At 48.3% G+C, this 10,553-nt stretch carries 12 protein-coding genes; 2 read left to right on the top strand and 10 right to left on the bottom strand.

The features are described 5' to 3' along the window. The 8 genes from hisI to Q0095_RS08830 all read right to left on the bottom strand — a co-directional run. Positions 1-688, bottom strand: a 688-nt coding sequence (gene hisI / locus Q0095_RS08865) for a phosphoribosyl-AMP cyclohydrolase (protein WP_297883177.1), incomplete at its 3' end; no start/stop codon positions are given. A 292-nt stretch (positions 689-980) separates the two neighbouring features. Then, entirely contained in the window at positions 981-2,060 is a 1,080-nt protein-coding gene (locus tag Q0095_RS08860; RefSeq protein ID WP_297883176.1) for an SPFH domain-containing protein, read from the bottom strand. Positions 2,061-2,068: 8 nt separating this feature from the next. Beyond that, entirely contained in the window at positions 2,069-2,995 is a 927-nt protein-coding gene (locus Q0095_RS08855) for a branched-chain amino acid transaminase (protein WP_297883175.1), read from the bottom strand. A gap of 244 nt (positions 2,996-3,239) precedes the next feature. Further along, the gene (locus tag Q0095_RS08850; protein WP_297883174.1) at positions 3,240-4,346 is read right to left on the bottom strand and encodes a phospholipase A; all 1,107 of its coding nucleotides are present in this window, start codon (positions 4,344-4,346) and stop codon (positions 3,240-3,242) included. Further along, a complete protein-coding gene (locus tag Q0095_RS08845) occupies positions 4,336-4,902 on the bottom strand; it encodes a molybdenum cofactor guanylyltransferase (protein ID WP_297883173.1) in 567 nt (188 codons plus the stop codon). Before Q0095_RS08845 ends, Q0095_RS08850 begins: the two co-directional genes overlap by 11 nt. Before the next feature lie 61 nt (positions 4,903-4,963). Then, entirely contained in the window at positions 4,964-5,740 is a 777-nt protein-coding gene (locus tag Q0095_RS08840) for a hypothetical protein (protein ID WP_297883172.1), read from the bottom strand. A 252-nt stretch (positions 5,741-5,992) separates the two neighbouring features. Beyond that, entirely contained in the window at positions 5,993-6,352 is a 360-nt protein-coding gene (locus tag Q0095_RS08835; RefSeq protein WP_297883171.1) for a nitrous oxide-stimulated promoter family protein, read from the bottom strand. A 102-nt stretch (positions 6,353-6,454) separates the two neighbouring features. Continuing rightward, positions 6,455-7,462, bottom strand: coding sequence for an AI-2E family transporter (locus Q0095_RS08830; protein ID WP_297883170.1), 1,008 nt, complete (start codon positions 7,460-7,462; stop codon positions 6,455-6,457). Positions 7,463-7,665: 203 nt separating this feature from the next. Here Q0095_RS08830 and Q0095_RS08825 point away from each other — a divergent pair, with 203 nt between their 5' ends. Both Q0095_RS08825 and Q0095_RS08820 read left to right on the top strand, forming a co-directional pair. Further along, positions 7,666-8,754, top strand: coding sequence for a methyltransferase (locus tag Q0095_RS08825; RefSeq protein ID WP_297883169.1), 1,089 nt, complete (start codon positions 7,666-7,668; stop codon positions 8,752-8,754). Then, positions 8,754-9,233, top strand: coding sequence for a hypothetical protein (locus Q0095_RS08820; protein ID WP_297883168.1), 480 nt, complete (start codon positions 8,754-8,756; stop codon positions 9,231-9,233). Before Q0095_RS08825 ends, Q0095_RS08820 begins: the two co-directional genes overlap by 1 nt. Before the next feature lie 577 nt (positions 9,234-9,810). Here the strand turns inward: Q0095_RS08820 and Q0095_RS08815 are convergent. Further along, complete coding sequence (locus Q0095_RS08815) at positions 9,811-10,002, bottom strand: hypothetical protein (RefSeq protein WP_297883167.1); 192 nt, start codon at positions 10,000-10,002, stop codon at positions 9,811-9,813. 62 nt (positions 10,003-10,064) lie between these two features. After that, a complete protein-coding gene (locus Q0095_RS08810; RefSeq protein WP_297883166.1) occupies positions 10,065-10,202 on the bottom strand; it encodes a hypothetical protein in 138 nt (45 codons plus the stop codon). Positions 10,203-10,553: the final 351 nt, after the last annotated feature.

The following is a 10,553-nucleotide window of genomic DNA, read 5'->3' as shown; positions in this document are numbered from 1 at the left end:
AGAGCGAGGCGACGTAAGAGAGCGCGGACTCACCGTTTAGCTTGCGATCCAAGCAGACGTGATAAATTTTGTCCAAAATGCCGTACGGGCTTTTTTCTGCGGAGTTTTCGAGCGTAGAATTTTGCGAGACGGCGTCTAAATTTTGCTCGCTGTGCTCTGCGGCGGAATTCGTCGCGATGAAATTTGCCGCCGTAAAATTTTGTGTCGCAGAGCTTTGCCGATCGCAATAGGCAGTGGAATTTTGAGGCATAAAATTTTGCCCTGCGCGGGAATTCGCGGAATTTTTCTGCGCGAGAGAGGCTGCAGAGCCGTGCTCTGCAAAATTTATCGAGCCGCAAGCGTTCAAACTCTCGAAATTTTCATCGTCTTTTTGCAGCGAAATCTCTTTGAAAAAACAGCTTCGCGAGCCCGTGTGGCAGGCGGATCCGCCGCATTGCTCGACTTTAAGTAGCAACGTATCGTTATCGCAGTCCAAAAACGCCTCTCGCACGAGCTGAACGTGCCCGCTGCTCTCGCCCTTTTTCCAGATGCGCCCCTTGCTGCGCGAGAAGTAGTGCGCGTAGCCGGTACGCAGCGTTAAATTTAATGCCTCTTCGTTCATATACGCGAGCATCAAAACCGCGCCGTCACCCGCGTCCTGTACGATCGCAGGGAGCAGCCCGCCTAATTTTTGCCAATCTACCTTCATCTTTGATCCTTAGTTTGCGAAGTCGCGCAGGCTTTAAATTTAGCTGCCGCATACGGAATTTTAGTTATAAAATTTACGAAGCGGCGCGCCTAGTAAATTTAAAGAGTAAACCTAGCGGCTAAATTTAAGCGACCGCTAGACTTAAGCTGCGACGAGCGCGAGTTCTGCTCGTCACGAGCTTTCACTCGCCGCATAAGCTTAACTTGCGAAATCGCGAGTTAAGCTTATGCGCCTGGAGTAACCTGCTATTAAATTTAGTTCGCAAAATCGGGGCGCATAACCGCCTGAAATTTTAATTTTCCCGCTCGATGGCGCTTTGCTTTGCCTTATCTTTCGTATCGACCCAGATATTAGGCACCGCGCCGCCCGGCGTTAGGAAAATTTTCGCGTCGCTGTTTTCGCGCAACGCCTCGTTAAATTTAGCCTGCGTCTCGATCTGCTTGAGGCTTAAAAGATTTGCGTCCAAGCTCTTTGCGACCTCTTTGTTGGCGTAGGCTTGCGCGTCAGCCTCGATCTTAGCGGCATCGGCGCGGCCTTGAGCCTCGATTTTGACGGCGTCTGCGTTACCTTTGGCAAGAGCGGCCTTTTTAAGCGCCTCTTGATTTGCGCGCTCGACCTCGTATTTGGTGCGCTCAGCCTCCTGCTTGGCGATCTGCACGCGCTCGATCTGCTCCTTTACCTTCGCCGGCAGGATGATCTCGCGAAGCTGCACGGCTAGCAGATCTACGGGTGAATTCGCCAGCGCTTCGATATTTTTGCGGATGCCGTCATCGATTGCTTTAGCGATCTCATCGCGTTTGGTAGGCAGCTCTTCGGCGGCATAGTTGCCGATGACGCTACGCACGACATCCTTTACGCGCGGATCGATGATCTTATCCTCCCACAAAAAGCCCCACTCGGCGATCGTGTTGGGCGCCGTGGCTTCATTGAGCCTGTATTGCACGGTGATGTCGATGCTGACGGGCAAATTTCGCGAGTCTAGCACCGAAAGCGAGTTTTTACTAATGATGCCGCCCGCGGTGCCGCTTTTAGTAGCGATACCCGCGCTCATATCTTCGCTGCTGGTATAGTTTATGATACGTGTGCGAGTATCTACGACGAATACGTCTTGTATGAACGGCACGAAAAAGTGAAGTCCCGCGCCAAGAGGCGTCGGATCGTATTTGCCTAAATTTGACTTGATCCCCACTTCGCCGGATTGGATCGTGACGAAGGGTTTTGAGATCACGAGCAGCGCGATTAGCGCGATTATCACGTAAAGCACGCCGCTAAACTTGCCCATCCCTCCGAAATTAGGAATTTTAAAATTTAAATTCCCGCCTTTTTTGTCGCTATTTTTCTTATTAAAATAATCATTCAAATCCGCAGGCATGCGCGTCCTTATTTAACGTAAGTGAGCCAGTGCTCAAATTTAGGGTCTTTGCCCGTGACTACCGCGAAATACGTTTTTTGCAAGCGGCTCGTGATCTCGCCCATCTCGCCCTTACCAATGATCCTGCCGTCGATATTGCTAATCGGCGTGACCTCCGCGGCGGTGCCGGTGAAAAACGCCTCGTCCGCCGCATAGAGCTGATCGCGAGCGATACGCTCTCTGCGGACTTCGTAGCCCAGGCTGCGCGCGATTTCGATGACCGAGTTTTGAGTGATGCTCTCCAGGCTGGTGTCGTTCGGCGGAGTGATGATGAGCCCATCTTTTACGATAAATAAGCACTCGCCCGGCCCCTCTGCGACGAAGCCTTGCGGATCGAGCAGTATCGCCTCATCGTATCCCGCATCGACCGCTTCGAAATTTGCCATCTGCGAGTTGAAATAATTCGCGCTTGCTTTGGCTTTTGCCATCATCGAAAATTGCGCCGGCTTCATCCACGATGAAATTTTGGCTTTGATGCCTTTGCGTAGCGCCTCTTCGCCCATATATGCGCCCCATTGCCACGCTGCGACGATGACGTTTACCGGGCAGTTCGTAGACGAAACGCCCATCGAGCCGTAGCCGAAGTACGCAAGCGGGCGAATATAGACGGTCTGATCGAAGCGGTTTTTCGCGACGACGTCGATCTGAGCCTTACGGAGCTGCTCGAAGCTAAACGGAAGCTTGATTAGGCAGAGTTTTGCCGAAATTTCAAGCCTACGAGTGTGCTCATCCAAGCGGAAAATCGCGTAGCCTTTGTCGGTTTTATAAGCGCGTACGCCCTCAAATACGGCGTTTCCATAGTGCAAAGAGTGCGTCAAAACGTGGGTAGTGGCCTCTGCCCATGGGATTAGCTTGCCGTCTTTCCAGATGAGCTCGGCCTCTTGAATTTGTGCCATTTCTTGATCCTTTGATGAAATTTAATCCGTAATTTTAGCTAAAAGAATATTAATTTCTAAGAAATTCTACCTGCGGGGATTTGGTACGATAGACGAAATTCCGTCCGCAAAATTTAAGGCGATTTGCGCCGCTAAATTTTGCTTTTTAAAATTTCGCGGTGCAGAGTAAAGAGCTGCGAATTTTATATTTTGTGCGGATAAAATTTCGCCGCAGAATTTCAGGCTTTTAATATAAGCTCGCCTTTTAAAATTCTACGAAAGAAAGCCCGATGCCGATCTTATTGACGCTGCGTTTGTAGTCTGCGAGGCTTTCGCCGTAGCCATTGAAGTAGCGCAGATAGCCGTAAAATCCGCTATTAAAGATCGGGAAGCTGTAGTTTAGCTCGATCGCGCCGCGGTTACTGCCATCAAAATGCAGGTTATTTCGCCATAGAGCGCTAAGTCGCTGCTTGCCGAAGGTGTATGATGCGCGCAGATCGCCGTAGCCCATATAATCCGCGATGTCCTCGTTCGTGCGGTCCAGCCAAAACGCATACCATGCTCTGGGGGTGATCGAAAATCCGTCCGCGCTCCAGGTACTTTGCGCGTAGAGCCTATTCCACGAGCGCGATTCCTCGCCGCCTTTGCCGTTTGATTCGTGCATGGCGCCGATCTTTAGCTCGTCCGCAAACGGTACCGGTGCGCTAACGTAGAGCTCGGGGCGGTAGTTACTCTCGCGGAAAGGGGCGCTATCCTGCGTGATCTGCCACCAGGAATTTTGCGCGTAAGCAAATGAAATTTTTTCTCCAAGCCCCAGCGCGTCGTAGGTGATCGGGCGCTCGAAGCTAAACTCAAAATGCAGCTCATCTGCCTTGCGATCGGGTTTTTTGCTGAAATCGTGGGTGAAAAGCATATAGATCGGCTCGTAGTATTTAAGTCCCAAAAATCCAAAATTTCGGCCATTTTGCTCGCCTTGCGGCGCGGAATCCGGCGCGGCGGAATTTTGCGAGATCGAGGCGGAATTCGATGCTAAATTTGACGCAGAGTCTGCGTCTGAGAAATTTGACGCAGCAGAATCCAGCGCGACGGGTTCCGCTGCGGCGGAATTTTGCGGTTTGGCGGAGTGTAAAACGGCGGCATCATCGTGCGAAGCGCGGTTTTCTACGGACGAGGTAGAATTTTCTGCGACTTTTCGGCGCGACTTTTCGCCCCTTTCCGCTAGACTTGCCGCGGCGATCTTTTTGTAATAGATCATCGCATTTTTGTAATCGCCCCTGGCCTCGTATTCGCCGGCCTTTGCGTACAGCTCGGTCAGATCTTGCGCGGCTAGACTCATGGCGCAAAGCGCGAGTGCTAAAGCTTTAAATTTCATCTGCGCCCTTTAAATCGTTTTGATAATTTATATTTAAAAACTGCTCTTTGTTTTTGAAATTTAGCACTTTGGAATTTGCAGATCCGATGAGCGCGCCGATCTTATGCTCTCCTGCGCGGTAGAGCTCAAGCGCGCGCGGCGCGAGAGCTGCGTCAAAAAATCCGCACAGGCTGTGTCTATGTGCTTCGTCGCCCGCCACGCAAATTTGCCCCTCCTGCTCGCTAAGAGCGCGAATGCTGGAAATTTCTACAAATGGCATATCGGCGGGGATGATAAAAATGCGCTCGCCGCTAAATGGTTTCAGCGCCGAATACAGCGCGCCCATCGGCGAAAATTCCTCAAATTCGTCGTAGATCATAGGAAGCGGCGGGTTAAATTTAGGGCTTTTGGCACAGGCGAAAACCCGCTCAAACTCGCGGCTTAAGCGCGAGAAAAGAAAGTGCGTCATGCTGGGATGCCCGCGAAATGGAAATAGCGTTTTGTCGCTGCCGAAACGCGAGCTTTTGCCGCCGCAGAGAATGACGCAGGTTTTCATCGAAATTTCACCGGCTTTCATCGATCTTTATCGCGGCGAAATTTTAAATTTGAAAGTAAAATTTACAAAAAGTGCGAACATATCAGTCTTTTTGCATATATTTGGCTTTGCCAAGGGCGTTATTTGCGATGAACTGATAAAGGCTCGGCGCCTGAAGCTTGGCTAGCTCGGGGTATTTGGCTTTAAGCGTCTTCCAGATGTCATAGACGCGCATCCCGCTTGCGTAAAGCTTCATAATCTCGCTAAAATGCGGATCATAAAGGCTCGGCTTTTTATACAGCGAGAGTTTGCGGTCGGTATCAAGCACGGCGTTTGCCTCGATAAAAGCGGCAAGATCGCGCTCGCTTACTTTTGCAAAATCCTTTTCGTAGTGAGATTTCATATACTTTAAAATTTCTTTATTGCTAACGCCTTGGAAGTGCATTTTTTTGATCTCGAAGCGATACGCGTATAAGAAATCCTCGCTTTTTTTGGCGGTTGCGCGAAGTCTTGTTTTTTCGTCTTTGAACGTCACGGAGATAAAGTGCGTAAGCCCTGCGGCGGTGACGGCGCTTTTAAACGCTTCGTCCTCCTCGCCGATCTTTTTTAAGATCGCCTTGACGGTGTAGCCTTGGGCGATGAGGTTTGAAATTTTATCTTTATACGGTTTGTAGTCGAATCGCACGCGTCTAAAGCCTGTCTCGGCGCTAATCTTTTTATAAATTCTAGCATGCTCGTTGGCCGTAAAATAAGAGGATTTCAGCGCTTTGCGGAGCTGCTCGGCGACTGCGGTAAAATCGTCGTAGTCGATGATGCCTGCGATCAGCTCCTTTTCGTTTACGACCTTGCCGTTAACGATCGCGATAGTAATAACCTTCATATTTTCTCCTTTGATTGGGAACAATTCTAACTTAAAACTATAAACTCAAATTTAATTATTTATTATCAAGGATTGCGGAGGATTTGCGTTTGCGAGGCAGAATTTACGCGCTAAAATTTAGCATTTTGATTTATTTTATATCTTTTTTGCGCTTGTTCTCACGCTACTTTTTTATACTTTTTTGCATAAAGATGAAGCGAGCTTGCAAAGATAAATTTTACCCGCAAACTCAAGCTAAATTGCCGGCACAAGTTAGCTTTTTTTAAACGAAAAAAGCTTTTTGATCTTCGTAAGCCCAAGCTTCATGCCGCTATATTTCATCATCTTAGCCATATTGACCCACATTTCACGCTCGTAGCACGGATGCGGGCAGTGGTGACAACGCGGCTTTTCGGTATGTGGGCAGGCACCAAGACGCGCATAGGCATAGCGTAGCATTCGCTCGCAGTCGCTACAGAGATGAAAGTGCGTCTGCACTAGCCCCTTATCGTCTTTGTAGTTATGAAGCACAGCGCCATCTTTTTTAGGCGCATCCGCATGCTTGCCATCGCAGTAAATTTGGATAAATTTCGTCACCGTATTTACTTCGTAAATAAATTTTTCGCTCGTCATCTTTGATCCTTTGGAGCAGATTTTATCTAAAAGAGACAAAAATACTCTTGAGCGCGCTCAAGCTAAAATTTATAGAATTTTAAAATTCCGCGGAATTTCGCTTTATCTTTCGACCTTGTTGCTTAATAGAGTCGCGATGAAGCGTGTTTTGTCGTTTGAGGCAAGCGCGATTTGCAAGCTCATAGTAAGCGGCACAGCCAAAAATAGCCCGCCGATACCAAGCACGAAGCCCCACAATAGTAGCCCTGCAAGCACGCTGATTGTAGAAAGCCCGAGCCCTTGCCCTAAAAATCGCGGCTCGATGATATTTCCGATCGCTACGTTTACAACTAAATAGATTGCGATAGTCCAGATGCTAGAGCTTATATCCATCGTAGCTAATGTCACGAAAAGTGTTGGAAAGACCGCTACGATCGAGCCAATGGTGGGGATGAAATTTAGCACGAAAGCTAAAATCCCCCACAGCGCAGCATATGGAACACCAAGCGTCCACAGCCCAAGCCCGATGAGCGCACCGGTGCAAGCTGAAGCGATAGTTTTGATTAGCAGATATTTTTTGAGGCTGGAGGCAAATTTCTTCACAAAAGTGTGCGTAGCGCGGCTACTTTGCGAAAAATAGCGGATTTTCTCGTCGATCACGGAGCTTTCAAAGACCATAAATGAAACCATTATAAAAATGAAAAATCCCGTCGAGACTATAGAGCCTGTTTTGCGCAGTAGTGCAGATAGCTGCGCGGCGGCTTCGCTCGGATCGATGCCTAGGCTTGTGGCGTTAAGCTCTATGCCAAATCGAGAGAGCTTCGCGCTCACGCCTCCTAGCACCTCTTCAAATTTTGCTTGAAGCTCGGGCAGGCGCGCTGAAAATTCCTTGATCGCATCAAAGATGACCGCACCGAAAAACACTATAATCGCTACGAAAGCGAAAGTAATGATGAGGAAGCTAAAAACACGCCCGACGCGGATCTTTTGGACATAAAGCACCAGCGGCGAGACGAGCACCGTGATGAAAATAGCTAGCAAAAATGGCACGACGATAGCCTGCGCGGCTTTAAGACCGGCCAAGATGATTACGACGCAGGCAACCGACATCAAGGACATTTGAAGCTTCAAGGATTCTCCTAAATTTGACATTTTCGCAGAGCTTTTACGCGAAATTTTGATGAAAGGATTTTAACTAAAATTCTATAAATTTTAAGACGGAATTTTAAAAATTCATCGCAAAATTCTAAGATACGCGTGAATTCTTAGCGGGCGCAAGAAAAGTTAGAATTTTTTGCTAAAATTTTGCGAAATTTACATAAGCAGGATCAAAAATGAAACTTCCCAAACAGCTTTTAGATCGTTACGGCGCCGAGCGTCAAAGCGCGGGCGAGGCGCAGCGGACGGCGAATGAGATCGCCTTTGCACCTGTAGTTTTTCAGGTAAGTAGGCTGATGAAAAAATTTGGAATTTTAAGCGCGCTTCATGAGGTGGAGGGCGGGCTAAGCATAAGTGAGATCGCGAAGAAGCTCTCGCTTAGCGAATACGCCGTAAAGCTGCTTTTGGAAAGTTCGCTTAGCATCGGCACGGTGCTGCTGTGCGGCGAGAAATTTCGGCTTAGCAAGGCGGGGTATTTTCTACTCACCGACGAGATGGTGGACGTTGATATGGACTTTATCCATGACGTGTGCTACGAGGGGCTCTTTAGGCTCGAAGAGACGCTAAAATCGGGCAAACCAGAGGGGCTAAAGGTTTTTGGGCAGTGGGCTACGATCTACGAGGCGCTTTCGCATCTGCCGCCGCACGTGCGCAAGAGCTGGCTCGCGTTTGATCATTTTTATTCGGATTTGGCGTTTGAGCCCGCGCTAAAGATCATTTTCTCGCGCAAGACGGATAAAATTTTAGACGTAGGCGGCAACACGGGGCGCTTTGCTAAGCGGTGCGTAGGCTACGATGAAAATGTGCGCGTCACGATAATGGATCTTGTGGGGCAAATTTCGATGATGAAAGACGCCGTCGCAGGCGCGCAGAGCGCAGAGCGCATAGACGGGCTTGCAGCCGATCTGATAGATCCCGCTACGCGCTTTCCGCGCGGCTTTGATGCGATCTGGCTAAGTCAGTTTTTGGACTGCTTTGCAGAGGAGCAGATCGTAAGCATCCTCTCGCGTGCAGCGGAGTCGATGAGCGAGCAGGCGCGGCTTTATATTTTGGAGCCGTTTTGGGACAGGCAGCGCTACGAAACCGCCGCGTATAGCATGACGCAGATCAGCGTGTATTTCGCCGCGATGGCAAACGGCAATAGCAAAATTTATCACTCGGACGATATGATTAAATTTGCTCAGCACGCGGGACTTAAAATTTCACAAATTCACGACGGGCTGGGCGTCGGACACACGCTGCTGTGCTGCGAAAGGGCGCGATGATGGATGCGCGAAGTTTAAGCGCGCGGCTAAATAAGCCGATTAAAATTTTGCTAGTGCTTTTTGGAATCGGAATTTTGGCAAACGTAGCGATGGAATTTTATGCGGAGAAAAAACGCGGCGAGCTAGAGCGAAATTTCTGCGAAAGCAAACAGGTGCGAGATGCGCTAGCGCGGATAAACGAGGGCGCACCACGCAGGATCGACGATGCTACGATTTTAAAAGGCGCCGCATGCGAAGAGGGTAGCTTCATATACGACTACGCGCTAAATAGCTCGCCAAATTTAGACCTTAGCGCGCTGGATGCGGGCGATGCGGAAATTTTAAAAGAGATGCTGTTTGCCAAGGCGAAGGCCAGCTTTTGCAGCACGGAATTCTCGCAGCGTCTGCGGGAGCTCGGCAAAACGATGGTGTTAAATTACGAAATAGAGGGCTTGCCGCCAATACAGCTAAAGCTTGATAAAAATAGCTGCGCGCGGTGAATTTTAAAACCCAAGCGAGGCATTTGATTAGCCGCGTTTTGTGTGACGGTGCATTGGCGGCTGGTGCCTCTGTAAGCTCGCAAGCGAGCGTATGCTTTACGCAGAATTTTATTGCGAGCAGGTCGAGAACGAAATTTAACAAGACTTTATCGCCGCAGGCACAGTGTAGTAATAAATCATAAAATTCTGACTCGAAATCTACGATGCTATTTCAAATAAGATTCCGTAACTTATAGAATTTCGCGTTAAAGCTTTACGCGGTGTTTGCGCTGCCGCATAGATATAATTCCACGTGAAATAGTGAAATTTTAATGAAAAACGCCGCTGGCAGAATTTGATGCAAAATTAGATCGTGGCTTAAAAAGGACTTGCGCGTTTTAGCGCTCTGTGACGGCGAAATACACGCTGATATGCGCCATGCTATATGCGGCGGCGTAGTAAAAGCCAAGCAGAGATTTTAGCATGTTACTTTTGCGCAGGCGAAATCGAAAGCGAAGCGGATAAATTTTAAGCGAATTCGGCGCGGGCGAGCAGGCAAAGGCTCACGCCGCGCTAAATTTTAAATCCCTCACAAGCCCTACTTGCAGTCGCTAGGCTTAAATTCTACCCTTATAAATTCTTCGCCACTTTTTATCTTATAGCTCCATATCGCGCTGTTTATTAGCGGATGCATTACCTTCATCTGGTTGCAAAAAATTTGCTTATTTTGGCTATCTATGACATTTTGTATCACGGTTTTTTGATCATTTCCGACACTGTCAAATTTCATCCCCATGCCGTCATTTAGCTCGTAGTTGTAGATAAAGCTGCCATCTTTGCACTCAGCGCCCGTTAACGTGGAATCTCGTCGACTCGCATCGGCGCACTCTTATTGATACCTTCCACAGCCGCTTTGAGCTGGACATTATCGCAGCTTGGTGCCGCAAAAAGCGCCGCGAAAGCAAACGGAAGCAATAAAAACTTTTTCATAATTCTCTCCTTAAAAAATTTAGTAATGATATAAAAATTAATATTAATCGGTGCTTTAAATTTAGGGCGAATTTTTGGTGCTGCGAACATAGAATTTTATGCAAGTAGGGCAGCGAACATGAAAAATTTATTTACAAAATTTGGCTCCGAAAAGTGAAATTAGGCAGTATGTCAAGATGCGGAATTTATCGGCTTGCCGCACTTAAATACGAACCGCTGAGTTAAATTTCATAACGCGATTTTTACGGAATTTACCCAGCTTACGGAATTAAATTTGATGCCTATAGTGCTGGCAAACTCGATATCAAAATCTAATGCCCCAAATGAGTAAATCCCGCAAGAAAACGCGTC

This window comes from uncultured Campylobacter sp., from assembly GCF_938045535.1.
Taxonomy (GTDB): domain Bacteria; phylum Campylobacterota; class Campylobacteria; order Campylobacterales; family Campylobacteraceae; genus Campylobacter_B.
This window is presented reverse-complemented; position numbering and strand designations above follow the sequence as displayed.

Bases quoted from the DNA above. Each gene is read 5' to 3' on its own strand.
- Q0095_RS08860 (WP_297883176.1), bottom strand. From the start codon at position 2,060: ATGCCTGCGGATTTGAATGATTATTTTAATAAGAAAAATAGCGACAAA.
- Q0095_RS08855 (WP_297883175.1), bottom strand. From the start codon at position 2,995: ATGGCACAAATTCAAGAGGCCGAGCTCATCTGGAAAGACGGCAAGCTA.
- Q0095_RS08850 (WP_297883174.1), bottom strand. From the start codon at position 4,346: ATGAAATTTAAAGCTTTAGCACTCGCGCTTTGCGCCATGAGTCTAGCC.
- Q0095_RS08845 (WP_297883173.1), bottom strand. From the start codon at position 4,902: ATGAAAGCCGGTGAAATTTCGATGAAAACCTGCGTCATTCTCTGCGGC.
- Q0095_RS08840 (WP_297883172.1), bottom strand. From the start codon at position 5,740: ATGAAGGTTATTACTATCGCGATCGTTAACGGCAAGGTCGTAAACGAA.
- Q0095_RS08835 (WP_297883171.1), bottom strand. From the start codon at position 6,352: ATGACGAGCGAAAAATTTATTTACGAAGTAAATACGGTGACGAAATTT.
- Q0095_RS08825 (WP_297883169.1), top strand. From the start codon at position 7,666: ATGAAACTTCCCAAACAGCTTTTAGATCGTTACGGCGCCGAGCGTCAA.
- Q0095_RS08820 (WP_297883168.1), top strand. From the start codon at position 8,754: ATGGATGCGCGAAGTTTAAGCGCGCGGCTAAATAAGCCGATTAAAATT.
- Q0095_RS08815 (WP_297883167.1), bottom strand. From the start codon at position 10,002: ATGAAATTTGACAGTGTCGGAAATGATCAAAAAACCGTGATACAAAAT.
- Q0095_RS08810 (WP_297883166.1), bottom strand. From the start codon at position 10,202: ATGAAAAAGTTTTTATTGCTTCCGTTTGCTTTCGCGGCGCTTTTTGCG.